Annotated in this window: 22 protein-coding genes; 1 reads left to right on the forward strand and 21 read right to left on the reverse strand. The window is 35.9% G+C overall.

The window, feature by feature from the left end; all coding sequences use genetic code 11:
• The first annotated feature begins 190 nt into the window (after positions 1 to 190).
• Positions 191 to 517, forward strand: a complete 327-nt coding sequence (locus HBB17_RS03750) for a DUF3892 domain-containing protein (protein ID WP_167955860.1) — start codon at positions 191 to 193, stop codon at positions 515 to 517.
• Between the two features lie 3 nt (positions 518 to 520).
• Here the strand turns inward: HBB17_RS03750 and HBB17_RS03755 are convergent, their stop codons facing one another.
• From HBB17_RS03755 to HBB17_RS03855, 21 genes are all read right to left on the reverse strand, one after another.
• Positions 521 to 2,638, reverse strand: coding sequence for a glutamine synthetase III family protein (locus HBB17_RS03755; protein WP_167955861.1), 2,118 nt, complete (start codon positions 2,636 to 2,638; stop codon positions 521 to 523).
• Between the two features lie 737 nt (positions 2,639 to 3,375).
• Positions 3,376 to 4,284 carry a mechanosensitive ion channel family protein gene (locus tag HBB17_RS03760; RefSeq protein WP_167955863.1) on the reverse strand — a complete coding sequence of 303 codons (909 nt, stop codon included), beginning with the start codon at positions 4,282 to 4,284 and terminating at the stop codon, positions 3,376 to 3,378.
• 94 nt (positions 4,285 to 4,378) lie between these two features.
• Positions 4,379 to 7,396 (reverse strand): 1,4-alpha-glucan branching protein GlgB, encoded by a 3,018-nt coding sequence (gene glgB, locus HBB17_RS03765; RefSeq protein WP_167955865.1) that lies wholly within the window; start codon positions 7,394 to 7,396, stop codon positions 4,379 to 4,381.
• A gap of 406 nt (positions 7,397 to 7,802) precedes the next feature.
• The gene (locus HBB17_RS03770; RefSeq protein WP_167955867.1) at positions 7,803 to 8,438 is read right to left on the reverse strand and encodes a YesL family protein; all 636 of its coding nucleotides are present in this window, start codon (positions 8,436 to 8,438) and stop codon (positions 7,803 to 7,805) included.
• Positions 8,439 to 8,645: 207 nt separating this feature from the next.
• Entirely contained in the window at positions 8,646 to 9,884 is a 1,239-nt protein-coding gene (locus tag HBB17_RS03775; protein WP_167955869.1) for a DUF1015 domain-containing protein, read from the reverse strand.
• A gap of 134 nt (positions 9,885 to 10,018) precedes the next feature.
• Positions 10,019 to 11,182, reverse strand: coding sequence for a phosphoglycerate dehydrogenase (locus tag HBB17_RS03780; RefSeq protein ID WP_167955871.1), 1,164 nt, complete (start codon positions 11,180 to 11,182; stop codon positions 10,019 to 10,021).
• 204 nt (positions 11,183 to 11,386) lie between these two features.
• Positions 11,387 to 12,469, reverse strand: a complete 1,083-nt coding sequence (gene serC, locus HBB17_RS03785; RefSeq protein WP_167955873.1) for a 3-phosphoserine/phosphohydroxythreonine transaminase — start codon at positions 12,467 to 12,469, stop codon at positions 11,387 to 11,389.
• Between the two features lie 265 nt (positions 12,470 to 12,734).
• Positions 12,735 to 14,411 carry a biosynthetic-type acetolactate synthase large subunit gene (ilvB, locus tag HBB17_RS03790; protein ID WP_167955875.1) on the reverse strand — a complete coding sequence of 559 codons (1,677 nt, stop codon included), beginning with the start codon at positions 14,409 to 14,411 and terminating at the stop codon, positions 12,735 to 12,737.
• 34 nt (positions 14,412 to 14,445) lie between these two features.
• Positions 14,446 to 16,116, reverse strand: a complete 1,671-nt coding sequence (ilvD, locus tag HBB17_RS03795) for a dihydroxy-acid dehydratase (protein WP_167955876.1) — start codon at positions 16,114 to 16,116, stop codon at positions 14,446 to 14,448.
• Between the two features lie 113 nt (positions 16,117 to 16,229).
• The gene (gene leuB, locus HBB17_RS03800) at positions 16,230 to 17,318 is read right to left on the reverse strand and encodes a 3-isopropylmalate dehydrogenase (protein WP_167955878.1); all 1,089 of its coding nucleotides are present in this window, start codon (positions 17,316 to 17,318) and stop codon (positions 16,230 to 16,232) included.
• Positions 17,319 to 17,805: 487 nt separating this feature from the next.
• The gene (locus HBB17_RS03805; protein ID WP_167955880.1) at positions 17,806 to 19,416 is read right to left on the reverse strand and encodes an FHA domain-containing protein; all 1,611 of its coding nucleotides are present in this window, start codon (positions 19,414 to 19,416) and stop codon (positions 17,806 to 17,808) included.
• A gap of 53 nt (positions 19,417 to 19,469) precedes the next feature.
• Entirely contained in the window at positions 19,470 to 19,787 is a 318-nt protein-coding gene (locus tag HBB17_RS03810) for a WXG100 family type VII secretion target (protein ID WP_167955882.1), read from the reverse strand.
• A gap of 12 nt (positions 19,788 to 19,799) precedes the next feature.
• Entirely contained in the window at positions 19,800 to 20,141 is a 342-nt protein-coding gene (locus tag HBB17_RS03815) for a WXG100 family type VII secretion target (RefSeq protein ID WP_167955884.1), read from the reverse strand.
• Between the two features lie 45 nt (positions 20,142 to 20,186).
• Complete coding sequence (locus HBB17_RS03820) at positions 20,187 to 20,492, reverse strand: hypothetical protein (protein ID WP_167955886.1); 306 nt, start codon at positions 20,490 to 20,492, stop codon at positions 20,187 to 20,189.
• A 14-nt stretch (positions 20,493 to 20,506) separates the two neighbouring features.
• Positions 20,507 to 20,866 (reverse strand): hypothetical protein, encoded by a 360-nt coding sequence (locus HBB17_RS03825; protein WP_167955888.1) that lies wholly within the window; start codon positions 20,864 to 20,866, stop codon positions 20,507 to 20,509.
• Between the two features lie 62 nt (positions 20,867 to 20,928).
• Positions 20,929 to 21,243, reverse strand: coding sequence for a WXG100 family type VII secretion target (locus HBB17_RS03830; RefSeq protein ID WP_167955890.1), 315 nt, complete (start codon positions 21,241 to 21,243; stop codon positions 20,929 to 20,931).
• Positions 21,244 to 21,286: 43 nt separating this feature from the next.
• Positions 21,287 to 21,586, reverse strand: a complete 300-nt coding sequence (locus HBB17_RS03835) for a WXG100 family type VII secretion target (RefSeq protein WP_167955892.1) — start codon at positions 21,584 to 21,586, stop codon at positions 21,287 to 21,289.
• A gap of 159 nt (positions 21,587 to 21,745) precedes the next feature.
• Positions 21,746 to 23,377, reverse strand: a complete 1,632-nt coding sequence (locus tag HBB17_RS03840) for a DUF2974 domain-containing protein (RefSeq protein WP_167955894.1) — start codon at positions 23,375 to 23,377, stop codon at positions 21,746 to 21,748.
• Positions 23,374 to 24,099 (reverse strand): hypothetical protein, encoded by a 726-nt coding sequence (locus HBB17_RS03845; protein WP_167955896.1) that lies wholly within the window; start codon positions 24,097 to 24,099, stop codon positions 23,374 to 23,376. Before HBB17_RS03845 ends, HBB17_RS03840 begins: the two co-directional genes overlap by 4 nt.
• Before the next feature lie 93 nt (positions 24,100 to 24,192).
• A complete protein-coding gene (locus HBB17_RS03850; RefSeq protein WP_167955898.1) occupies positions 24,193 to 25,821 on the reverse strand; it encodes an Mbeg1-like protein in 1,629 nt (542 codons plus the stop codon).
• A gap of 2 nt (positions 25,822 to 25,823) precedes the next feature.
• On the reverse strand, positions 25,824 to 26,654 hold the full coding sequence (locus tag HBB17_RS03855; protein ID WP_167955900.1) for a hypothetical protein: 831 nt from the start codon (positions 26,652 to 26,654) through the stop codon (positions 25,824 to 25,826).
• Between the last annotated feature and the right edge of the window lie 61 nt (positions 26,655 to 26,715).

A 26,715-nucleotide genomic window follows, 5' to 3' on the forward strand; every position in this document is an offset into this window, starting at 1 on the left:
GTTCTACGAATCTAATAATCCGCCTAAAAATAAAATACCACATTATCTACCAAAATGGAACCCCTAAAATAATTTTTTTTGATGCAAGGGTCAAAAGTCATAAGCAAGTAGCGCTTTTGCGCGTATTGCGAATGTTTCAGAACAATACTACAGATACTATCCATATCCGATAGAAAGGTGGTTAAATTAAATGATACAAGATCAAAATAATAATACGATCCCACAAACTTCTTCTTTGGCTATGAATGCGCTCGACGATATCCCACAACCTAATGCTAATGCCCAAGAGATTGTCGCTCTTGTTAAACACAGCGGGAAAGTTACCGGATATCAATTATCCAATGGCACAACCCTCAGCAAGGAAGATGGAGTTGCACTTGCCAAAACAGGTGGTATCAAAGGTGTAGGTATATCCCATCGTAATGGTCAGGAATATCTTAAATCACTCCCTGACCAAACAGATAACAACAACTTAAGTCGCTTACCAACTGTATCGGATTCAAGTTTTCAAGGGTAACTTCTATACTTCAAATAAAAGATCACCATACGTTGGTACTGGCCAATATTCTTTATCTATTATGCATTCCAATGCATCAATTGGATTACGTACTTCTTCCATAGCATGTACCGCATAATCTTTGAAGTAGATTGCTCTTTCTTTTCCCTCTGCTTTTGTAGCTGCTGTTGCAACAATTTCTTCAAGTGCAACAGTGGCTGCTTTTGCTTTTGCAAGTAAGGAAGAACTTTTAATTAATAAATCCGTCTGAACGGATACATCAAGATCTGGAACTGCTGTTTTTATACTATTAATAGAATCTGCAAGAACCTTATTCGCTTTGATGACTGCAGGAATATACTTTTTATTCACCATCTCGATCATTGTCTTAGCTTCAATGTTTAGCGTCTTTGCATAAGTTTCATAATATACTTCTGCACGAGAATGCAATTCTACGGAAGATAATACCCCAAATTTTTCAAAGATACGAATTGTATTTGGGTCGATCAAAGAAGGAATTGCATCTACCATTGTTGGTGTATTCGGTAACCCTCTTCTCTGTGCTTCTGCTTTCCACTCTTTTGAATATCCATTTCCATTGAAGATGATTCTTTGATGTTCGGTCAACAGTTTCTTGATTAAGTCATGGACAGCAATATCAAAGTTCTCTGCTTTTTCCAATTCATCTGCAATATCACACAATGCATCCGCTACAATCGTATTCAATACAATATTCGCATCTGCTACTGACATAGAGGAAGCAACCATACGGAACTCGAATTTATTTCCTGTAAATGCAAATGGTGACGTACGATTACGATCGGTTGCATCTTTTTTCAATTGAGGTAATGTATGTACCCCAATATTCAATTTTCCACCTTGCTTACTTGATTTTGCTTCTCCTGTTTCGATTAATTGGCTAATTACATCCTCCAATTGTTCTCCTAAGAAGATAGAAATAACAGCAGGAGGTGCTTCATTCGCTCCTAAACGATGATCGTTTCCTGGATTTGATGCTGACATACGAAGAAGTACGGCATTCTCATCCACTGCTTTAATGATTGCTGATAAGAAGAGTAAGAATTGAATATTCTCATGTGGCGTCTTACCTGGCTCTAACAGATTTTTACCTGTGTTGGTTACCAATGACCAATTATCATGTTTTGCAGAACCACTTACTCCTGCAAATGGTTTTTCATGTAATAAACATTCCAAGCCACGTCGTTTTGCAACTTTTCGCATCGTTTCCATAACCAATTGGTTATGATCTGTGGCAATATTGGCAGTACCATAGATTGGCGCCATCTCATGTTGTGCAGGTGCTACTTCATTATGCTGTGTCTTCGAAAGAATGCCCAGTTTCCAAAGTTCCACATTAAGTTCTTTCATATATGCAGCGATACGCTCTTTAATACTACCAAAGTAGTGATCATCCATCTCCTGTCCTTTTGGTGGCATTGCCCCAAATAACGTACGACCAGTGAAGATAATATCTTCTCTTTGCAGATATTTTTCTCGATCAATCAAGAAATATTCCTGTTCTGGACCAACAGAACATTCTACCTTTCTTACCTCATCATGACCAAACAGTTTCGCTATACGTACTGCTTGTGTACTGATAGCTTCCATCGAACGAAGCAATGGTGTCTTCTTATCCAAAGCTTCCCCTGTATAGGAACAGAAAGCAGTTGGAATACAAAGCGTAACACCTGCTGCGTCTTCTCGTAAGAAGGCCGGTGAAGTACAATCCCATGCTGTATATCCTCTTGCCTCGAATGTTGCACGCAATCCCCCTGATGGGAAGGAAGATGCATCTGGTTCTCCTTTAATCAACTCTTTACCTGAGAATTCTAATATTGCTTGCCCACTATTCGAAGCTGGACTAATGAAGGAATCATGTTTTTCAGCTGTTATACCGGTCATTGGCTGGAACCAGTGTGTATAATGTGTTGCACCTTTTTCTAATGCCCATTCTTTCATTGCGTGTGCTACGACATTCGCAATCTCCAGATCGAGTTCCTCTCCATCTTCAATCGTCTTCTTCAACGTAGCATAGACTTTCTTTGGTAATCGTTCCGCCATTACAGCATCATTAAATACATCAATTGCAAAAACTTCTGATATCACATTTTTCAACGCCATTTTCCTGTCTTCCTTCCTTTTTTGTCATAGGATATGTAGCATGGTATCCCGTTTGTTAAACATTGTTGTAAAAAACACGAAGTGCATAGTAATCCGTATATCGCAAGGGTTAAAAAATACGTTTCATACTTATATAAAAAGGCGCTATTTTTCTAAACCTCTAAAACATGAGAAGTATAATTTATACTCTTGCATCAACATTATATAAGCAAACTCCTTATATCATAACTCATAACTGAATAAAAGGTATTCTTTGCATAATAAATATCATTAGCTTTACTTATATAAAAAGAGTGTCCTCAAAAACAATTTGAGAACACCCTTATTACGGATACTCAAATCCGTTACTAATAAAATACCATGATTCTCATAAAAAGAAAAGACTCTGTTTTTCTTTTTGTTACTTTTCCTAATTGTATTCGGTGGAATTCGACCTTTATTATCGCTTTTTACTTAATATTCTTCATCTTTTATATGGTAAACTTACATTTTTATTGAATGTTCCATAATCAATATTTTTCAGGGTGTTTATATGTAAAAGATTTTATAAAATTTATGCTAAACTTATCCGGTATAAAAAATGTGGAATACTTGGATCTGGTGTAAAATAGCTCTAATGTCAGTCTTAGTGCAGGTGCATCGCACTTCGCACCAAGAGACTTGACATAGAGCCAAAAAGGAAGGTGATTACATCTATCACCTTCCTTTTTAAGTTCCCAACTGACATTGGAATACACTTATTTTGTTAATAGATCACGATTAGTGATATTCACATCCAATTGATCAAACGGAATGGATACATCAGCTGCATCAAAAGCATCTTTGATCTTCTCTAACAGATCCCACTTAAGTACCCAATAGTTTTCTGTCATAACCCAAACGCGAATACCAATATTAATTGCACTTGGATCAAAACTATTCACGAATACACTTGTTTCATGTTCCTTTAGTACTAATTCATGTTCTCCAGCTACTCGCTCTAAAATCTCTTTGACTTTCTTTATATTCTCTGAATAGTCAATGGATACCGATAAGTCCAATCGACGAACTGGTTCATGGGTAACATTAATAATCGTTGAATTGGATAAGCTACCATTCGGGATAACAACTAATCGGTTATCGTTTGTTAACAAACGGGTATAGATAATATCCAACCCGGTAACCGTTCCTTCTCGATCTGGCGTGATGATATAATCTCCCACACGAAATGGTTTCATAATCAAGATCAGTACGCCACCTGCAAAGTTCGATAAGCTTCCCTGTAAAGCCAATCCAATGGACAATGTTGCAGTTCCTAATACTGCCACTAATGATGATGCATCCCAGCCCATGGTATTGATTAGCATAACGACTAGAATACCATATAGGATTGCTTTTATTAATGCAATGAGGAATGATGCAACGCTGGCTTCCATACTGCTTCTTTTAAAGGTACGATCAAAGATATGAAGGATTCCCTTAATAATCTTCTTTCCGATAAACCATATAATCAATACAATGATTAATTTAATACCAAAGTTAATAATTTTGTCTTGTGCGTTACTAAGATATTGCGCCATCCTAGAAACTTCTTTTGTTCCGTCCTCTACCGCTGCCTTAACCGTATTGGTTGCATTGGTTGATAGAAATACTGAATTAAAACTCATCTACTTTCCATGCCTTTCATTAGTCTGGTAACTTATGCAGAGAACGAATCGTCTTGTTAAAGATTTGTCTTTCACAGAACGCTTCTAATGTTCCTTATTTCTCTGCTTGTTGTTGTAATTTTTGTTTACGTGGTCTTCCCCTTTTTTTCCGTGTTACTTTCTCCATACTCTCCTGTGTTACAGCGATTTCCTCCTGTATAACAGACTTCTTACCAAAGTCTTTCCCTGTTGGGGTTGTTATTTCAGGTTGTGTTTCAGGTTCCAACGCTACTTCTTGTTTGATTACTTTTTTAACAAGCTTAGTAACTTTGTCCTTTTGTTCCTTTACCTTTGCTGAGATATTTGCTTTTGTCTCTTCTGCGTCTGATCTTTTTTTATTCTCATTTTCTTTCGTAACTTCTGTCATCTGTTCAAGATTGTTTGCCTTTTTAACATCCTTGATCTGATCAGCCGCTTTGACTGCTTTATCTTTATTCATCTGATCAGCTTTGACCGTTTCATCTTCTTGCATCTGATCAGCCATTTTAACTACTTTATCTTCTTGCATCTGATCATCTGCTTTTATCTTCTGTGGATCAACCACTTTCTTGGCGCTTTTTCTAGTAATTACTTTCTTCACTTCCGTAAGAGGTGACTCCGTTGTTTCTTGTTTCTTTTCTATCTTTGTCTTACTCGTTATTTTCGTTTGCTTAGAAGACTTTGCTGTTTTAACAGTCTCCGTTGTTTTTGCTGTGTCAACTGTATCTGCAGTCTTCGATGCTTTTCCTGTCTTAATTGACTTTGTTGCTTTCGTCGTTTTTGTGGATTTGGCTGTTTTGGTTTCCTTAGAAGCCTTTGTTTCTGCTTTTCCTGTTTTCGTTTTTGCAGAAGCTTTCTCTTTCTTCTCTGTTTTTGCTAATGCAATTGGTGTACAAGTGAATACACTGATTCCTAGTGGTGGTACCGTAATGGTTATGGAATTCTCTCTTCCATCACATTCATCCGGCTTTGAATATTTTAATCGAGGGTTGACATATCCCTTTCCACCAAATTGTTCTTTATCACTACTAAAGGTTTCTTTATATTTTCCATCGAATGGTACACCAATTTTAAAATTCTCATAAACAACTGGTGTAAAGTTACAGATGACAAGTAAGGTTTCCTCTTCTTTCTCTGTTTTACGTAAGAAGCTAACAATACTCTTATCTGCATCCATACTATTGATCCATTCAAAACCATCGCTACTAAAGTCTAATTGATACAACGCTGGATAATCTTTATACAGACGATTTAACGCTTTCACATAGTCTTTCATTTCTCTATGGGCATCGTACTCTAATAGATTCCATTGAATACTTGATTTTTCATTCCACTCATCAAATTGAGCGATATCTTGTCCCATAAATAACAGTTTTTTACCTGGATGAGCCATCATATATCCATATGCGACGCGAAGATTCGCAAACTTTTGCTCATAACTTCCTGGCATCTTGTTAATCATGGAACCTTTTCCATGAACCACTTCATCATGGGATAATACTAATACAAAATTCTCACTATAGGCATAGATCATGCTAAATGTCAGTTCTCCATGTCGCCCTTTACGGAATAATGGATCACATTTCATATAGTTGGTAAAATCATTCATCCAACCCATATTCCATTTTAAATCAAAGCCTAAACCGCCGTCTTCTACCTCACCAGTGACTTTTTCCCAAGCAGTAGATTCTTCAGCAATCAATAAGACGCCTTTGCATTCTTTCTTGAATATGGTTGATAAATCCTGCAAAAATTTTACTGCTTCTAGGTTTTCATTACCACCATAGATGTTAGCTACCCAACCACCGTCTTCTTTGCCATAATCCAGATAAAGCATTGAAGCTACCGCATCCATACGAATTCCATCGATATGATACATCTTTGCCCAGAATAATGCATTGGCAATCAGAAAGTTTGAGACTTCTGGTCTTCCATAGTTGTAGATTAATGTTCCCCAATGTGGGTGACTTCCCTGTCTTGGGTCCAGGTGCTCATACAGGCATGTCCCATCAAAATTAGCAAGTCCGAAGGCATCTCTTGGAAAATGGGCAGGAACCCAGTCTAGAATGACACCTATGTTATGCTTGTGCATATAATCAATAAAATACATAAAATCTTCTGGTGATCCATACCGCGCAGTCGCAGCATAATATCCAGTCACTTGATATCCCCAAGATTCATCAAATGGGTGTTCCATAATCGGCATCAATTCAATATGCGTATATCCCATTTCTTTTACATAAGTTGCCAGCATTGTTGCTAGTTCTCGATAATTATAGAATGCAGAGTCTTGATCTTCTACGTCTGGTCTCTTAAAAGATCCTAAATGCACTTCATAGATTGACATCGGTTCTTCTTTATAATTCTTCTTTTCCCGTTTTTTAAGATACTCTTCATCTTTCCACTGATACGTAGAGAGATCATCGATAATCGACGCTGTAGCAGGACGTAATTCTGCCCGATATCCATACGGGTCTGCTTTTAGCATAACACATTCACTATTTACCTTAATCTCATACTTATAGAGTTGTCCCTTTTGGAGACCAGGAATAAACAACTCAAAGACACCTGAATCTCCTAATCGTCTCATAGGATGACGTCTTCCATCCCATAAATTAAAATCACCAACAACACTAACACGCATTGCATTAGGTGCCCATACAGCAAATAAAGTACCTGGGACACCACCTACTTCCATTGGGTGTGCACCCAATCTATTATATATATCATAATGAACTCCACTTGTAAACAGTTTTAAGTCCATTCCATCAATTACTGGATCAAATTGATATGGATCAACGATTGTTTGTACATCACCGTTGTCATAGGTAACAATATACGTATATTCAGGAATCTTTTTCATCTTAACAAGTACTGCAAAGAACCCTGCTTCATCTGCTACTTCCATTGTATACTCTTTTCCAGACTTATTCATATGTAACACAACGTTAACAGCTGTAGGAATAAATGTATTGAACAAAATTCCCTCGTTTGTTACATGTGGTCCTAGAATGGTATGAGGATTATCATGCTCGGAATAAACAATTGCTTCGATTTCTGCCCAGTCACATAAATTGTATAATGTATCGTTCATATAATGTCCTCCCTCTGTTTCACATATTATGATTGAAGCGACAAAAAGTATTTCTACTTTCTACTGTTATTGCGATCCCCATATTCATACACCTGCGTGTAAACACATATTGTAAGATCCTTTGTCCCTAATATCATATTATTACTATTGTATCACTTTTTCCATTATAATACAATTATATTTAGTAATAAAAACTATCTTATTATCATATAAATAACTTCTTACTCAAAAAAGATGTAAATCTTGCAATTCTTGACATATTGTATGACAAGATAACAAAATTTACATCTTTCTTTCGATATAATTATTCTATTTATCAGTATTTTAATTATTTATCGACAATTCAATGGTAAACGATACAAAAACGCTTGTTAAATTCTTTGATTACCATACAATAACATTATGACTATTCCATATACCAAGCATCAAGCGTATCTGTACTTTCAGGAGTATAACGTTTTAATATCTTCTCCATTAATAATGAAACAAGTAAACATGCTACACCTGGTAAGAAAAATGTTGTTATTGGTATTACGTACATAACAACACCTGCAACGAGGATAATGATTGCCATGATGATTGTTGATAATAGATGACGAATCGCCATGATCAATGAATTCTTAAAGACATTCTTCACTGTTAATGTAAATCTTGATAGATTAGGGAATGCATAGATTGCTGTTACATATGCAACAATTGACATTGCCATATAAATACCAAATAAAATTGCTGCCATATTTCCTTTCATTTGTCGAACAACATAAAAGTTAATTGACATCAGAACACCTAATACAGTAAAAATTATTCCAACAATGGCTCCTTGCTTAAAGTTTTGTTTGAATGAGTGGAAAAACTCTTTTGAGATATATCCACGCTCTCTACGGATTGCTTTCACAACACAATAATACAACGCCGTTGTGGCTGGTCCAATGGTAATGACAGGAATGCAACAAAGCACCCATAAGATACTCACAAAAACCACATCAAAGATTTTTCCCATTCCACCGAAAAATCCGCCTTCTAAACTAAAGAAACTACCCATACTTAAACAATCTCCATTCTTTTATATTTCTTCCTATAATGATTAGAGCGTCAAAAGGTATCTTGCCGCTCTTGATACGACGTATTGCTACGCACGATCCGACATTGTCGACCATAAATGATTTTTTCTAATATAATTCTATCATAAATCCTAATATAATCAAATGAAAAAAGTATTAACTTCCTTACTAGAATCGGCTTAATTCTCTTATAACTGGTGAATGAAGATCCCGCTACGTAATTTTGGCTCAAACCAAGTTGATTTTGGAGGCATTAATCGATTGGCATCTGCAACAGCAAACAATTCTTGAATGGAAGTAGGATACATTGCAAATGCGACTTTCATATCTGTATTCACACGACGTTCTAACTCTCCTAAACCACGGATTCCTCCAATGAATTCAATACGTTTATCCATTCTTGGATCCTCAATTCCTAAGACCGGTGCAAGAAGGTAGTCTTGTAGAATGGATACATCTAAACCATCTACGGGATCCGTAATTGCTTGTATATCCTCTTTCGCTTCTAACTTGTACCACTGTTTATCCAAATACATACCGACGGTTCCCTTCCGATCTGGTCTGTATTCTTTTTCCCCAAGTAATGTAACTGAAAAATGTTGCTCAATTGCAGCGAGGAATTCTTCCTTGGAATGTCCATTGAGGTCTTTTACCGCACGATTGTAATCCATGATCATAAGTTGTTCATCTGGAAATAGCACGGATAAGAAATAGTTGAATTCTTCTTCTCCTGTATAATGAGGATTTTCTTTTCTTCTCTTTAGTCCTACCTTAACAGCAGATGCACAACGATGATGTCCATCTGCTATATAGATCTGTTCCATGTTTTCAAAGCATTCCTTAATGGTTGTATTGTCTTTCGCTTTCATTACCTTCCATACGTTATGTGTAATCCCATCTTCCGATGTGAAACCATATAATTTATCTTCTTGTTTCACACGGTCAACAACTTGATTCAAAGCAGCTACTGCACGATATGCTAAGAATATAGGCCCTGTCTGAGCATTACAGATATCCACATGATTGATTCGATCAATTTCTTTATCTTCTCTGGTATTCTCATGTTTCTTAATCACCTGATTCATATAATCATCAATGGAAGCACATGCAACAATTCCTGTTTGCGCTCTTCCATTCATAATCAATTCGTATAGATAGTAGCATTCCTCAGAGTCCGTAACGAATGTTCCATTTGCGATCATTGCCTGTAGAGTTTCTTTCGCTCTTGCATATACTTTCGCATCATATGTATCAACCGTCTCGTCAAATTGGGTTTCTGCCCGGTCAATTTTTAAGAATGATAATGGTTCCTTCTCTACTTCTACTTTTGCCTCCTCACGATTGTATACATCATAAGGTAATGCAGCTACTTTTGATACGACTGTTTCGTTTGGTCTAATGCAACGAAAAGGTTTGATTTTTGCCATTGTTTTTCTCCTATTCTCTTGTTCTCCCTATAACAAAAGCACCGTCAAATATTCTAAAGAACAGAATTATTTGCCGGTGTGTCTTTTGCTCAGTATATGAATAACTGTCTTGTTGCCCAATGATCTTCATCGAACTACTTAACAACTCTTACCTTTAATACACCATCGATTGCTGATAATTTTTCAACTAATGCCTGTGCAGAAGATGCTCCAATATCTAATACGGTATAAGCGTAATCACCACGGCTCTTGTTAACCATGTTATCGATATTAATATTCTCAGCAGCGAATACAGTTGTAAACTGGCTTAACATATTTGGAATATTTCTGTGGTTGATCGTGATACGACCTTCACTAGAACATACACCAGCATCACATGCAGGATAGTTTACAGAATTTTTGATATTACCATTGTTCATATAGTCCATGATTTCTTTTACTGCCATAACTGCACAATTGTCTTCTGATTCTGCAGTAGAAGCACCCAAATGAGGAAATGCAATAACGCCCTCCATATTTGCTGTCTTCGCATTAGGGAAATCCGTAACGTATTTGGCAACTTTACCAGAAGCTAAAGCTACTTCCATATCTTCATCATTTACAAGAAGGTCTCTTGCAAAGTTCAAGATTACAACACCGTCTTTCATCATGGCAATTGTATCTTTGTTAATCATCTTCTTCGTATCATCCACTAAAGGAGTATGTACCGTTATATAATCACATTCTTTGAATATTTCATCTCTTGTTTTTACGTATTTGATATCTCTTGATAAGTTCCATGCATGTTCTACAGAAAGATATGGATCACAACCATATACTTCCATACCGAGACGTTTTGCAGCATTGGCTACAAGAACACCAATTGCTCCTAATCCGATTACACCTAATTTTTTACCTTGGATTTCCTTCCCTGCAAATTTTGACTTTGCTTTTTCCATGGTTTTATTAATGTTTTCATCTGCTTTATTATCATTAACCCATTTCATTCCGCCAACTAAATCACGGGAAGCAAGCATTAATCCTGCAACAACTAATTCTTTAACACCATTTGCATTGGCACCTGGTGTATTAAATACAACGATACCTTTCTCTGCACATTTATCAAGTGGTATATTATTCACTCCTGCACCAGCACGAGCTATTGCACATAATTGTTTTCCCATTTCTAAATCATGCATTGCAGCACTACGTACTAAAACCGCATCTGCTTCATCAAAAGAATCTGTTTTCACAAAATCCTCAGTAAAAAGATCAAGTCCTACTCCAGCAATTGGATTCAGGCAATTATATTTTACCATTCTAATATCCTCCCATTCTTAACTTTTGCTATTAACGTATAAAGACGAATGATAACATTTCATTTACTTTATATCTATAATAATAGCGCTACAAATCTTGATTATGATAGACAATTGCGAAATCCAATTTTTCAACTGAATTTCGCAATCACCAAGTATCTTCTTTGATCCGTTATAAATTAACCTTTTGCCCTTTGTATCCTATTATTGATTTTCTTCTTCGAATTTCTTCATGAATGCAACTAACTTCTCAACGCCTTCAAGTGGCATTGCATTGTAGATACTTGCTCTCATACCGCCAACTGTTCTGTGACCTTTCAAGTTTTCAAAACCTGCAGCTTTTGCTTCTTTTACAAACTTTGCATCAAGATCAGCATCACCTGTTACGAATGGTACATTCATAAGAGAACGATCCTCTTTCACTACCGTACCTTTGAATAATTTACTTTGGTCTAAGTAATCATATAATACTTTGGCTTTCTTTTCGTTACGTTCTTTCATAACTTCAAGTCCACCCATCTTCTTTAACCATTTGAAAACTTTACCACAAATGTAGATGCCATATGCTGGTGGAGTATTATATAAAGAATTGTTGTCTGCATGAATCTTATATTTTAACATAGTAGGAGTACCTTCTAATGTATCCTCTGTGATCAAATCTTCACGAATAATAACGATTACAACACCTGCTGGTCCAATGTTCTTTTGAACGCCACCATAGATTACACCATATTTGCTTACATCTACTGGTTCAGATAAGAAGCAAGAAGAAACATCGGCTACTAACGTTTTCCCCTTTGTATTTGGTAGTGTTTTAAATTTTGTACCATAAATGGTGTTATTCTCACATATGTACACGTAATCTGCATCTTCATCAATATCAAGATCCGAACAATCTGGAATATAGGAGAAAGTTTTGTCCTCGGATGATGCAATTGCTCTTGCTTTACCATAGATCTGAGCTTCTTTGAAAGCTTTCTTAGCCCATTGACCCGTGATAATATAATCAGCTACTTTATTCTTCATAAGGTTCATTGGGATCATGGCAAATTGCTGAGATGCGCCACCTTGTAAGAATAAGACTTTATAATTATCAGGTATATTCATCAAGTCTCTTAAATCTTTTTCTGCAGTTTCAATGATTTCCTGGTAAGCTTTGGATCGATGACTCATCTCCATAACCGACATTCCAGTGCCATTGTAATCTAACATTTCTGCTGCTGCTTCTTTTAATACTTCTTCAGGTAAAACAGCTGGACCTGCTGAAAAATTATAAACTCTACCCACTTGTACTTCCTCCTTTTATGCTTGACTACTTTATTGTGTTACATTATAAAACTAAAAAAATATGAAGTCAATCCTTATTCGCTATTTTTTGCAATTGTGCCTCGGATTTCCAATTGTTAGCATTTTAACATGTGCTTTGAAAAAATGCAACAAAAGGAAAGATCCAATGCAATCAATCACGTTTCTTTTATCAAGATATTCTAGTCCATGCTACTTTATTCTTTTATCTCCATATTCTAGCTTTCTTAAACATTACATTTACCAACTACTTTTTAAGGTCTTCTTCTGAGAATACCTCATCAATTGCTGCACCTGGTGCAACCATTGGCCATACTTTATCATCACTTTGAATCTGGCAATCAATAACAACTGGTATATTTAATGCAATTGCTTCTTTTAAAACAGGCTCCACTTCTTCTTTCTTTGTGATTCGATATGCTTTTGCTCCCATCGCTTCTGCTAATTTTACAAAATCAACCGCATCATTGAGTACCGTATAGGAATACCGTTCTCCATAGAACAACGTCTGCCATTGACGTACCATTCCAAGTACATGGTTGTTAAATATAATCTCAATAATTGGTATGTTATAGCGAGTTGCTGTTGCTACTTCATTCATGTTCATTCGGAAGCAACCATCTCCCGCCATATTCACTACGACTTTCTCTGGGTGAGCAACTTTGGCACCAATACAAGCTCCTAAGCCATAACCCATTGTTCCAAGGCCACCTGAAGTAAGGAAGGTTCTTGGTTTTTTATATTTGAAATATTGTGCTGCCCACATTTGATGCTGTCCAACTTCCGTTGTAATGATTGCATCACCATTGGTAATCTCATATAATTTTTCAATTATGTATGGTCCTGTTAACACATCTTTTTGATAGGTTAATGGATATTGTTGTTTCATATCCAACACATGTTCCATCCATTCTTTATGGTTATGTTGTGTTAATTTCTTATTTATACGCTCTAAGACCATCTTAATGTCACCAACAACACAATGATCGGTAATGACATTCTTATTGATCTCTGCTGGGTCTACATCGATTTGTAATACCTTTGCATTTGGAGCAAATTTGGCAATATTACCGGTCACACGATCACTAAATCTAGCACCAACTGTAATGAGCAGATCACACTGTGTTACCGCAAGGTTTGATGTCTTCGTACCATGCATTCCCAACATACCAGTATATTGCTCATGTTCTCCACTGTAAGCACCTTTTCCCATTAATGTGTCGCATACTGGAGCATCTATAAGATCAACGAATTGTTCTAACTCTTCACTTGCTTCAGAAATAACGGCACCACCACCAACGAATACCATTGGTTTGCTTGCATGATTGATCATCTCAACCGCTGTTACCAAATCTTCTTCTTTGATCGTATCAGCTACTCGTTCAATCTTTTCTGGTACTACTTTTGTATATTCCGTCTTTGCAGCCGTTACATCTTTCGTAATATCCAATAATACAGGACCTGGGCGACCTGTGTTAGCGATTTTAAATGCGCGGCGAAGTGTATCTGCAAGTTTTGTAACATCTTTTACGATAAAATTATGTTTTGTAATCGGCATTGTAATACCAGCAATGTCTACCTCTTGGAAACTATCCTTACCAAGTAAAGGAACTGTAACGTTACCTGTTATTGCTACCATTGGTACCGAATCCATATATGCCGTTGCAATACCTGTAACCAAATTCGTTGCACCTGGGCCACTTGTCGCAAGACACACACCAACTTTTCCTGTTGCTCTCGCATACCCATCTGCCGCATGGGAAGCCCCCTGTTCATGGGAGGTAAGAATATGTCTTATCTCTTTCTTGTGTTTGTATAATTCATCATATATATTCAGAACAGCACCACCTGGATATCCAAAGATCGTATCCACTCCCTGTTCTTTTAAACATTCTACTAAGATTTCTGAACCTGTTAACTGCATACTACACCTCTTTCACCATTACTGTCTGTACTCTTTATTGCTGTGGAATCTCTAAGATTGCTCCACGATTTCCTGATGTAACCATAGAAGCATAACGAGCAAGATATCCTGTTGTTACTTTTGGTTGTCTTGGTTTCCAATTTGCACGTCTTCTCGCTAATTCTTCCTCGGATACATCCATATCCAACGTATTCGCATTGATATCAATCTTAATAATGTCCCCTTCTTCTACTAATGCAATTGGTCCTCCTACTGCTGCTTCTGGAGATACATGACCAATGGAAGCACCTCTTGATGCACCACTAAAACGACCATCTGTAATTAAGGCTACACTAGAACCAAGTCCCATACCTGCAATAGCTGATGTAGGATTTAACATCTCTCTCATACCTGGTCCACCTTTTGGTCCTTCATATCGGATTACCACAACGTCTCCTGCAACAATTTTTCCTTCTTTGATTGCCGCAATTGCATCTTCTTCACAATCAAATACTCTAGCAGGTCCTTCGTGTTTTAACATTTCAGGTGCAACAGCAGAACGTTTTACAACTCCTGAATCGGGTGCTAAGTTTCCTTTTAATACGGCAATACCGCCTGTAGTACTATATGGATTATCAATGGTACGAATTACTTCTGGATTGCGATTTACACAACCAGCAATGTTCTCTCCAACTGTTTTGCCCGTTGCAGTTATACAGTCTGTATGTAATAGATTCTTCTTATTTAACTCATTCATAACGGCATATACACCGCCAGCTTCATTCAGATCTTCCATATAAGTTGGACCAGCTGGTGCAAGATGACATAAGTTTGGTGTCTTTGCACTTATATGATTTGCAATATCTACATTCAACTCTACCCCAGCTTCATGTGCAATAGCAGGTAAATGTAACATACTGTTTGTACTACAGCCAAGAGCCATATCCACAGTCAATGCATTCATGAATGCTTCTTCTGTCATAATATCACGAGGACGAATATTCTTTTCATATAATTCCATAATCTTCATACCAGCATGTTTTGCTAATTTAATTCTTTCGGAATATACCGCTGGAATTGTACCATTTCCACGAAGTCCCATACCTAGTACTTCTGTTAAGCAGTTCATACTGTTGGCTGTATACATACCCGAACAAGAACCACAAGTTGGACATACTTTATTCTCGAATTCTTCTACATCTTCTGCTGTCATCTTTCCTGCTGCATAAGATCCTACTGCTTCAAACATGCTAGATAGACTTCTCTTTTGACCATGAACATGACCAGCGAGCATTGGTCCACCACTTACAAAGATTGTTGGGATATTCAATCTTGCAGCAGCCATTAATAGTCCAGGTACATTCTTATCACAGTTTGGTACCATTACAAGGGCATCGAAACCATGTGCCATTGCCATTGCTTCTGTTGAATCGCAGATCAAATCTCTTGTTACAAGAGAATACTTCATACCTATATGTCCCATGGCAATACCATCGCAAACGGCTATCGCAGGGAATACCACTGGTGTTCCACCTGCCATGGCTACACCGATCTTAACTGCTTCCACAATTTTATCTAAGTTCATATGGCCTGGTACAATTTCATTATGTGAACTAACAATACCAACCAAAGGTCTCTCTAGTTCTTCTTTTGTCATACCAAGTGCATTAAATAACGAACGGTGTGGTGCTTGTTGCATACCAGTCTTAACGGAATCACTTCTCATACTACTACCTCCTAGATCTCACAAATCGATTGTATTCTTTTCTATTCTAACATATTATGATGTACGGGTCAAAAGTAGCATTTGCCCTTTTATTGATGCACGAATAAGGCAAATTATTTCACAATATGACTACAGATCAAATCTCCCATCTCAATCGTACCAACTTTCTTTTTACCTTCTGACATAATATCAATGGTACGATATCCTTCTTTTAAGACAGCTTTTACTGCTTCTTCGATGGCATCTGCTTCTTTCTCTAAATCAAAAGAGTAACGTAACATCATGGCTGCTGATAAGATAGTCGCAATTGGATTGGCTTTATTCTGTCCAGCTATATCAGGTGCGGAACCATGGCTTGGCTCGTATAATCCTAATTTTGTATCGCCTAAACTTGCTGATGCTAGCATTCCAATTGAACCTGTAACCATACTTGCTTCATCGGATAAGATATCACCAAACATATTCTCTGTTAAAATCACATCAAATTGTTTTGGATCCTTCACTAATTGCATTGCACAGTTATCTACTAGCATATCGCTTAATTCCACATCTGGATAATCAGCTGCTACTTCTTTCACAACTTTTCTCCATAATCTTGAAGAATCAAGAACATTGGCTTTGTCTACGCTACATACTTTCTTATTTCTCTTTCTTGCAATATCAAATCCCCATTTGGCGATTCTTCGAATTTCATTTTCATTATAGGTAAGAGTATCCATTGCTGTGGTTACACCATTTTCTTCGTATGTTTTCCGATCTCCAAAGTATAATCCACCTGTCAACTCTCTCATTACAACAAAATCAAATCCACCATCTGTAATCTCTTCTTTAAGCGGACAAGCTCCCTTTAATTCATCAAAAAGAACTGCAGGTCGAATATTGGCAAATAGATTTAACCCTTTACGAATTTGCAATAATCCAGCTTCTGGTCTTTTGTTTGGAGGAAGTTGATACCAATTTGACTGACCTACATTACCACCTACTGCACCAAGTAACACAGAATCACTTGCTTTTGCTGTAGCTAATGCTTCTTCCGTTAATGGAACTCCTGTTGCATCAATGGAACAACCACCCATCAATACTTCTGTGTAGTGAAATGTATGTCCGTATGTACTACCAATCTTGTCTAAGACTTTCTTTGCCTCTGTTACGATTTCCGGTCCGATTCCATCTCCAGGTATAACTGCTATATTATAATTCATTCTACCTACTTCCTTTCTGTTTTCCTATATTCCATGGTACGTTCTAACTGCTTCGTATCACACATTCCTTTAGATTATACATATTATAACTTTACGTTATAATACTTTCTTTTTTTATTCCATATTCATATATTAGCTTATTATATAAAAAAAAGCAATGTATTTTCTAAAATTAATATAGGCATTGTTACAAAATGTTATATCTTGTGGGATAGATTACAACTATTGGCTTTATAAGCAAGGAATCGTCTCCAATCAACTGCATAATCCTATGGTATATACCGTCAAAAGAATGGTACAACTATATCAACGTATATTCTTGCATGTTGGTTTGGGACAAAAAAAACAATTTTCATGAACAAGTGTCAAGATGTGGCGTTTCTTGACACATGATTCTTCGAAAATTGTTTTTTATCTCAACTCAATATGGTTTGTTCTGTACTTCGGTAAATACATGCATTCTACTCTTAATTTTTCGATCATTATACTAACAAATAGATGCAGAATTTATTGTAATTGATACTTTTAGCTTCACTTGACCAATATCAAGAATGTCTTGATCTGCTAACACTGCATCTTCATCCACAGATACGCCGTTCAGATATGTTCCGTTTAATGATCCTAAGTCTGTTACATATAGTTTTCCCCCTGACTCATAGATTCTACAATGTAACTTGGATACACTTGGATCATAGTCAATCACAATCATCTTATTCGTATCTTTCGCTAATGTTCTACCTATATACAGCTCGCTATTCACGGTTTTCCCAAAAACACGATTGTTATTTACATCATTTAATTTAAAAATTAATACTTCTCTATTTTTACTCTCAGCAAAGGTTGATTTTCTATTTCCTATATATTGTGGCTTAATTGCAATCGTTTCATTATAATCTTCTTCCAAGTCCATGAAATCCATTGCAACCTTTGTTTCATAATTAGGCATAAGATCTTTTCCTGTTTGTACGGTTACTTCAGGACGTATACCTTTTCGCTTCTTCATCTCTCCCTGATGTTTTCTACGATGTCTAATGAAACCTATTGTGATTAATCCTCCCAAAATAATCACAACGAAAACAACTCCTCCAATAACAAATATTTTGTTTTTTTGGAGCCATGATGAACCATTCTTCTTATCACTTTCAGCTATATTCGGTTCGCTATACTCTGTACTCTTCGTATTTGTTGTTATCTTCAATTTATCTAGTAAAACCTTTGAAGAAATCTTTTTCGCAGCCTTCCCTTCCTGCTGAATCAGTAAGGAGACCTCACGGTTTGTTCCATCTCGTAATTCATCTGGAACTTTTGCTTTAATCAAGGAATACTCATAAAATTGATTCATCTTTGCAATAATTTTGGAGGGTTTCGTCTTTTCTTTTAATGTAAAGCTCTCTCCTCCTGTAATTACAGAAAAGTCATATAAATTCTTTAACTTTTCTTCATTATCGTCATGTAAGCATCCAACTGTATAGATTGGAAATTCTGCCTCTTGAAGACTCTCAAGAAGATAATTTGCTGCCAAACTACCATTCTCATCAACGTAATCATCAGAAAATATTATGAGTCGATAGAAACAATTCTCTGCCTCCATTGATTGTTTTATCCCGGCTATCACTTCAGGCATGATTGTTGTTATATAGGTAGCTTGTTTTGCATATTTAATCTTCTCATAGGAAGAATATAATTCGAATTTATCTTCCGTCATTGCTTGGAGAACTTCAAGATCTTTACCAATTGCATCAATTTCCATCTGTTCATTATCTGCTAAATTGCTAATTAGACCTTTTATAATACTCTTGATCGTTTTTTTATCTGAAGAAGTTACCGATTTCGACACATCGATCAATACAATCGTCCGCAACTTCACATCTGATTTTGTTATGGCAGCAATTTCACCGATTGCGCAATCACTACCATCTAATTGGCATTTAACCTGTTCACTCTTTAAATCTTTTATGTTTGATAACACATATAGATAACCATTGTTACTATTTGCATGAAATATCTGATCCATGGTTGCTACTCGAACAACGACTGCAGGTAATAATGCACATATTAGAAGGCATACTATATAGACCATCTTAACTTTCTTTTTCATCTCATTCCCCCTGTATTCCTTCCATATACCTTATCTATATGCATATCCAATTATTACTTTTCCGTGTTGTTTCTTTGTTGTGCAATTTGGAGATTTCTAAGTTCCGCTTCATAAATCCTCTTTGCGACATTATAAATTGTAGTAGCTACATCATGTATGTTATCAGCAGACATTTTCATTGCTTCTTGCAGGTCAACGCATTTGTTTAAATATTGTTTTGAACTATCTCCCTCCCAATTGCTTGATAACAGCCGCATCGTTTCATCAAACTGTTTTGTAGAAAGGGTTGATAATTGATTTGCAATCTCATGGATCTGTTCTGACTGCTTACATGCCTTTGCAAAATCCATCGCAATACTTGCTTCACTCATGTTCTCACTCTCCTAGCTAATCAAATCTGTAGGAAGATTTTCTGCTACTTCTGCTACTTCTTTTTCTACTTTTTCATAAACACCAGCCATTTTTGTTAGATCAACAACATGTTCTGAAAATCGATTAAAGATCTCCGTAACTTCCGTTTCATAGCTTTTATATACTTTACGATGTGCTTCGGATGCATCACCAATCCAATAGGATTTCGATTTTGAAACCACATTCATCATATTCGTAAATGCTGTTTGCATATTACTTATCTTTTCCTTAACAACAGCAGCTTTTTCAACTAACACCTCAGGAGATACTTTGATTATTGCTGTACTTGTTGAAGAACTTCCTGTATCACTCATACTTGCCTCCTACTCAAACTATCTACAATGTTACAAAATCCCTTTTTATATCTTAATAGCCTGAATTAAATCATTGACAGAGTTTTCGCAACTGATATATTCTTCACTTGCATATTCCATGCAGCCTATAAATTCTGCTATTACTTTGCATAGATCAACCAGAGTTTCATGATCTTTATTAAACTGTTTTGAGAACTCCGATTTTGCTGTACCTTCCCACATCGTATCTAATTCCTTAATGGAATCCAACATTGCCTTCATGTCGGACGTGATCTTCGTTAATTCCGTTGTCATCGTTTCACGATCTTTGTCCAAAAGTCTGGTACTAATTTGTATTGTATTTGCAGCCATTCTAGCCTCCCACACTACCTGTTTTCTATCTCTTGAAAGAATGAATCAATATTATCAATATTACGAAAACCGGTCTTAAGTTTCTGATAGGATACTTCTCCCTGTTCATATTGTTCTTCTATTTTACGTTCGCAATGCTCATAATACTTCTTTACTTCTGCCAATGTATCTGCTAGCTGAACAAAGCTTCTCTTTTCTTCATCCAATTGTTGCCCAAGGATTCGCATCTGTTCGATTATTTCTTCCATACCAGAAAGTGAATGAAGAACGGATTGACATTGCTCCATACGATCTTGAAATTTTGATAGTTGTATGGCATTGTCCCTAATTTCCTGAATACGTTCTGGGAATTTTGATAAATTTACAGAAAACATATTTCCTCCTTCACTTTCTATTTGTATTGAATTGGCGCATTTGCCCTTGATATGTATGAAATTTAGTTAATGATATTAGATGCCAATGAACTAATCTCATCTTGACTATCTTTCTCTGCTTTTGTATATACACTTGCCATTTCTTTTAAGTCAGCAGCATGTTCTTGAATCATCTTATTGATCTTCTGGATATCTGCGTCTAAGTCTTTGAATTTTGTACGATAAGCTTCTGCAGCATCACCTGTCCAGATTGCGCTAAGTCCTACTGCTAGGTTCGTCATCTCTGTGGTTAAACTGCTTACATTTTTACCCTTCGTACTAAATGTATCTGCTGTTGATGATAATTGTTCTGGTGTTACCTTAATTATACCTTCCATTTTAACATTCTCCTTTACAAAAATATACTTTTATTTTGCTATTTTAATATTTTCTTTTACTTGCTGTGTCTGTATTCGTATTTTCTGCGGTTTGATATTTTGTTGCGATGGTAACTAACGCTTCGCAATATTTTTCAATCGCATTATGGAATTTAACCATCTGTCCCTTGTCATTCATAAAAGCTGTATGGAATGCATTGTTTGCTGAACCTTCCCACATAGATTTTAGTGCAGTTTCTGTTGTTTCCAAATCTGTTACCTCTGTTTTAAATCTTGCGTTTAATTGTTGTAAATCCAAAGCCTTTTTACCCAATTCTTTGGCAGTTACCTGAAATGCTGACATAATAATCTCTCCTTTTTTTTATTTATTTGTTACAGGTTAATATATTTAAATATTCCCTTCATTTGGTATATTACCACATTTTAAAAAAAAATGTTAAAATCCTGACAGATGACATCAAATCCTGACAGATGACATCTTTTTGTTTATTATTTCCATTTTTCAGACTGTAATATTGATCATTTCATATATTTTCTGTTCCGATTTAAGGCAATTCTGTTGGATTGAATTAAGTTCCATATTCATCTGTGTGCAGGCGCTTTTTTCTCGCTCCACTTCATTTGCAAGCTTCGTCAATTGTGACAAGGATACCAGATTTCCCAGATCTAATTGCGTTGCTACTTCCTCAAGTTTTTGTTTTAGAATTATTAATTGTTTTCTATGCTTCTCCATTTGTTCCTTTACTTCTTGTAATTTGTCTGGAGCAACAAGGAGGTTATCCTTTAATAGGCTAGAGGTAGGTAATAATCGTTCAATGTCATCTCCATTTCCATCAAGAACAGCGATATCCATAACAGGCATCAAAATTCCCGCACGAACAATAACAGAGAGAATCCTGTTAAAATTACTGTTTGAAAATTCAAAGCCAAATATCATTTCGATGTAAGCCATAATTAATTCCTTCACAATTTCTGGTAACATATATACATACGATCCACCCATGATCAGCATCTTATCAAAATAGGATAGGTTCATAACAAATATAGCCACAGATACGAATTTATTCACACATGACAGACCGAATGCTGTAAGAACATGTTTTCGTACTTTTGCAAATTTCGGATTAAGCTGTTGATATTGAATGGTATAGGCTAATAAGCTTGCAATACTATTTTCATACTTATCTTTTAACAAGGTATTAATCATCACATTGATATCCACATGATTGCTTCCCTTTTCTATCAAATCTCCTAGTAGTCTCAATGTTTTCTGTTTTTGATCCGTCGGCAACGTCTTAAGATAACTGGTAAGAAATGTCCCCAGTACCTTCCTTTTTGGATCATGTACCACTCTTTCTAAGAAAAACGTACCATCTTCCTCTTGTAACAATACGTGAATCGGTAAAAGGGTTTTCACATAAGTAATTTGCCCAATGTCATGTAAGAATAGATTTCGATAATAATCTTGGTCAAATATAGTTTGGATTTTTTCATATTTAGAAGCAATCGCTTCCTTGTACCGTATCATAAATGCATTAGAAAAACCTTGTCCGTTAAATACAACACAACGATCAACGGTATTATCCATTACGGTTATATATACAGCTTTATTACCCCCTGATGAAAAACCCGTTACCGTAATCTTATGAATTCCATACCGATCCAATTCTAATGACTGATACCATGCGAAAGCAATCTCTTGTTGGGGTGTTGATACCCCATCCTCTGTATCTGTTTTTCCTCCCTCAACAAAATTATCTTTCCAAGACTTATCTGCTAATTCTCGAAATACAACAATTCCTTCATCCGAATCAGGGTGTTTAAAAACAGCACATACTGCACCACCGTTTGGAATTTTAGTAGAAGTTCCCCTATTAGTACTTACTAGCTTCATTTCCATTAGATTATCATCTGTACGAATTCCTTCTATTACCTTTTTCCAGTCTGCTCCTGTCATACCATTGCCATAATCATTCCTATAATGAATGCTAGAAATATGTATTTTATGAATGATGTCTTTAATCGTACTATTTACACAATTTTCAGAAATCATTGTAAATGGTTCTATATCATTCATGAACATAAAATTATTTAATAAAAATAATTGTTTGGTTGTCAATTCACCTGATTTCATCGTTCCATCTCCTCATTAAATTGTGTAAAACTTTCTTTTATCATAATTGTATCAATACCTCTCTCCCATATTGATTGATCAATGAATTTTCTATAATCTTCCTCTTCCTGAGGCAATGAACTTAAGATATATATATCGTATGTACCATATATTTTCTTCTCATTAATCCTTTTCTTTACTTTACCTATTAATCTCTCAGGCTTATTCTCTTTTCTTCCATCAATATAAATTGTGGTATTATGGGTTACTTCAAAATGGTCATCGATTATTCTCCTTATATCAAACGATTCATTTAATTCTTCCCCTCTCATACTTGTCATACACGCATCTACGGCAACACACTGTTTGCATACTTTTTTTATCTCATTCAAGAATTCCTTTTCATATTGCTTCTGTAGTAACATTCCATAATAATTATCGATTCCCGTATAGACCTTCTCCGAACCCGTATCTTTATCAACTTCTTTTCTATCAATCCGCATATCATAATAACGGTTCTCTTCCTCATCTATAAATGTAAAACTTGTATAACTCTGTTCATGATTCTTGTGTTGACCATCAACAATTCGAAAGGTATGATTTGGATACTTTCTATTTAGGTAGTCCCTGGCATAATTATATTGATTCAGAATCTCAATCTGCCAATCTACCAGTTCTCCTTTCCGAATTTTCTCTTCATTTACACACAATTTTATCAATAACTCTCTTTGCTCATCCGTCATTTCTACCATCCCTCCATTGGCTCGTTATGATAGGAAAAGCCTAGTATGTATTCCATTTGCTACACACTAGACTTTCATGATCCTTTCAAAGAACTAAACCACCTTTGAATATATCCTTTGTTCTGATTTCGTATAATTGGTTCGTATATTTCTGAGCGCATTTTTCATCTGGAGACATTTCTTACTTTCATTATTAATACTCATTGCCAACGCTACAAGTTGAACTTTCGGAAGGAATTTACCAACATCCAATTGCTTTGTCACTTCTTCTAATTGTCGTTGTAATTCCTCTAATTGTTTTCTATGTCCCTCCATCTGATTTTCTGCTTCTTGAAGTTTGCTCGGTTCTACCATGAACTTTTTCTTGGAAAAGAATTCATAGAATGGACTAACCAATGCCTTTAAATCTTCTCCACTGGTATTAAGTTCAACATTCCCCATATCATTGCTGGTTTTCCCGATTACCGACAACAACTTTTCAAGGTCGCTTTCTGATATCTCATACCCAAGTTTGTCTTTTACCAAATCTCTAAGCTTATCTTCTATAAAACCTGGTAAATGGTTTGCTACAATACCTGCCACACCAGCGGCTAAGTCAAAATACTTCCAATTCGTTACTTCCACAACGGTATCTACAACATCATTTAATTTGGATAATCCCGATGCATCAAGTACATTCTTTAATGCATTGATTAATTCCGGATTCGCTTGTTCATACTTGATGGTGTAAGCAAGCAAACTGGCTACATAATCCACATTGTCATCCTTTAAAAGGATATCCATGATTTTATTAATATCTGCACCATTGAATCCTTCTTCCACCAACTTTCCGATCATAGACAATGTCTTTTGTTTATCTTCATCGGATAACGTTCGCAAATAGCTATTCAAGAACTTATCGACTTCTTGCATGTTAGGGTCTTGTGTCCCTACTTCCATAGAATATGTTCCGTCTTCTTTAAAATTAAAAAATGTATTGGGACAATGATTTTCCGCAAAACCTCCTTTGCCATAATCATATCCCTTATAATATGTAGTCGTACCAATGTCATTCAATAGAATATTAACAAAATCCCCTTCCACACAACAATTTTGAATCTTACTTTGGTTATGTTGAATCTCTGGAGCGTATCTACGTAAAAAATCATCAGAAAATCCCTGTCCGTCAAATGACACACAACGATCTACCGTATTATCTTTAACGGTTACATATTTTGCTTTGTTACCTCCTTTGGAGTGCCCCGTGATCGTTACATAATAATCCTCTAGCTTTAAGGATCGATACCATTCCAAGGCATTTTCTTGGTAAGGTGTAGATACACCATCTGTTGTATCTGTTTTCCCACCTCCAATAAAGTTATCCTCCCATTCTCGACCAGCCGTTCCTCGGAAAACAACTGCTGCTTCCTTGGTATCCGTATCAACAAAAACTGCACTGACTCCTCCTCCACCATTTGGGGCGGAATCCTCATTGATTGCAATGATTTTCATATTCATCAACTGTTCATCTGATTTAATTGCTGCAACTAATTCTTTCCAATCCGCTCCTGTCATAAAAGAACCATAATCTTTATTATCATCTAAATCATAACCTTCAATTTTGTTAACTATAGTTTTTACTGATACATTGTTATACTCTGTAATTGATTTGAATGGTTTCTCATTCATATACATCAAATTATTCAGTAGTAGTAATTGTTCATTAGTTAACTTTTCTGCCATACTTACTTCTCTCCTTCCTTATTATCTTGTATAAATTCCAAATCAGCCTGAATCACATTTTCATTTTTAAGATATAGTTGTCCGAGAAAATCCATGTAACCATCTTCACTCTCTTCTTCATCCAATACATCGTTTAAAGCTATAATATGATATTCTCCATATATTCCGTTCTCTATAATAAACTGCTTCACTTCGTCTACCATTGCTTGACAATCTTCTATCCCACGTCCATCAAGAAAAATTGTCGTTACATTTTCAATGTTAATCTTCCCCTCCACCATATCTTTCACATCAATGGTTTCATCATCCTCTTCTCCTGAGATTGTACCCACATTGGAGTTCACAGCGAGACAGGTATCACATACTTGTTGTATGGTTTTCATCAATTCTTGTTCATACTTTTCCTTTAGCAGTGCTCCATAATAATCATCTTTTGCTGTATATACATTTCCCTCTTCTTTTTCTTCAATATCAATCCGCATGTTGTATAATTCATCACGATTTTCATCATAAAACAGAAAACTCGTATAGGATTGGGTATAGTTTTTCTGTAGTCCATCTACAATTGTAAAAGTATGACTTGGATACTTTCTCCCTAGATATTCTTTGGCATAATCAAATTGATGTAAGATTTCAATTTGCCAGTCTGTTAGTTCCCCTTTGCTGATTGCTTCATCATCAAGGCAAAGTGTCATTAATAAGTTTTTCTGTTCCTCTGTCATTGTTACGATTTCCTCCACTTCCTCATTTTTTGAACTCTTTTCACAACCACATAGACTGATTGCAACGATCAAGATCATTAGTACGCCTAAGGTGTTTTGTTTTCTCTTCATTGCTATTCCTTTCTACCATTTGTTACTTTTTATTGGATGTAACCGTCAAAACAAATTAATA

The sequence above is a fragment of the Anaerosporobacter faecicola genome, assembly GCF_012070565.1.
Lineage (GTDB): Bacteria > Bacillota > Clostridia > Lachnospirales > Lachnospiraceae > Anaerosporobacter > Anaerosporobacter faecicola.

Bases quoted from the DNA above. Each gene is read 5' to 3' on its own strand.
- HBB17_RS03750 (WP_167955860.1), top strand. From the start codon at position 191: ATGATACAAGATCAAAATAATAATACGATCCCACAAACTTCTTCTTTG.
- HBB17_RS03755 (WP_167955861.1), bottom strand. From the start codon at position 2,638: ATGGCGTTGAAAAATGTGATATCAGAAGTTTTTGCAATTGATGTATTT.
- HBB17_RS03760 (WP_167955863.1), bottom strand. From the start codon at position 4,284: ATGAGTTTTAATTCAGTATTTCTATCAACCAATGCAACCAATACGGTT.
- glgB (WP_167955865.1), bottom strand. From the start codon at position 7,396: ATGAACGATACATTATACAATTTATGTGACTGGGCAGAAATCGAAGCA.
- HBB17_RS03770 (WP_167955867.1), bottom strand. From the start codon at position 8,438: ATGGGTAGTTTCTTTAGTTTAGAAGGCGGATTTTTCGGTGGAATGGGA.
- HBB17_RS03775 (WP_167955869.1), bottom strand. From the start codon at position 9,884: ATGGCAAAAATCAAACCTTTTCGTTGCATTAGACCAAACGAAACAGTC.
- HBB17_RS03780 (WP_167955871.1), bottom strand. From the start codon at position 11,182: ATGGTAAAATATAATTGCCTGAATCCAATTGCTGGAGTAGGACTTGAT.
- ilvB (WP_167955875.1), bottom strand. From the start codon at position 14,411: ATGCAGTTAACAGGTTCAGAAATCTTAGTAGAATGTTTAAAAGAACAG.
- ilvD (WP_167955876.1), bottom strand. From the start codon at position 16,116: ATGAGAAGTGATTCCGTTAAGACTGGTATGCAACAAGCACCACACCGT.
- leuB (WP_167955878.1), bottom strand. From the start codon at position 17,318: ATGAATTATAATATAGCAGTTATACCTGGAGATGGAATCGGACCGGAA.
- HBB17_RS03805 (WP_167955880.1), bottom strand. From the start codon at position 19,416: ATGAAAAAGAAAGTTAAGATGGTCTATATAGTATGCCTTCTAATATGT.
- HBB17_RS03810 (WP_167955882.1), bottom strand. From the start codon at position 19,787: ATGAGTGAAGCAAGTATTGCGATGGATTTTGCAAAGGCATGTAAGCAG.
- HBB17_RS03815 (WP_167955884.1), bottom strand. From the start codon at position 20,141: ATGAGTGATACAGGAAGTTCTTCAACAAGTACAGCAATAATCAAAGTA.
- HBB17_RS03820 (WP_167955886.1), bottom strand. From the start codon at position 20,492: ATGGCTGCAAATACAATACAAATTAGTACCAGACTTTTGGACAAAGAT.
- HBB17_RS03825 (WP_167955888.1), bottom strand. From the start codon at position 20,866: ATGTTTTCTGTAAATTTATCAAAATTCCCAGAACGTATTCAGGAAATT.
- HBB17_RS03830 (WP_167955890.1), bottom strand. From the start codon at position 21,243: ATGGAAGGTATAATTAAGGTAACACCAGAACAATTATCATCAACAGCA.
- HBB17_RS03835 (WP_167955892.1), bottom strand. From the start codon at position 21,586: ATGTCAGCATTTCAGGTAACTGCCAAAGAATTGGGTAAAAAGGCTTTG.
- HBB17_RS03840 (WP_167955894.1), bottom strand. From the start codon at position 23,377: ATGAAATCAGGTGAATTGACAACCAAACAATTATTTTTATTAAATAAT.
- HBB17_RS03845 (WP_167955896.1), bottom strand. From the start codon at position 24,099: ATGACGGATGAGCAAAGAGAGTTATTGATAAAATTGTGTGTAAATGAA.
- HBB17_RS03850 (WP_167955898.1), bottom strand. From the start codon at position 25,821: ATGGCAGAAAAGTTAACTAATGAACAATTACTACTACTGAATAATTTG.
- HBB17_RS03855 (WP_167955900.1), bottom strand. From the start codon at position 26,654: ATGAAGAGAAAACAAAACACCTTAGGCGTACTAATGATCTTGATCGTT.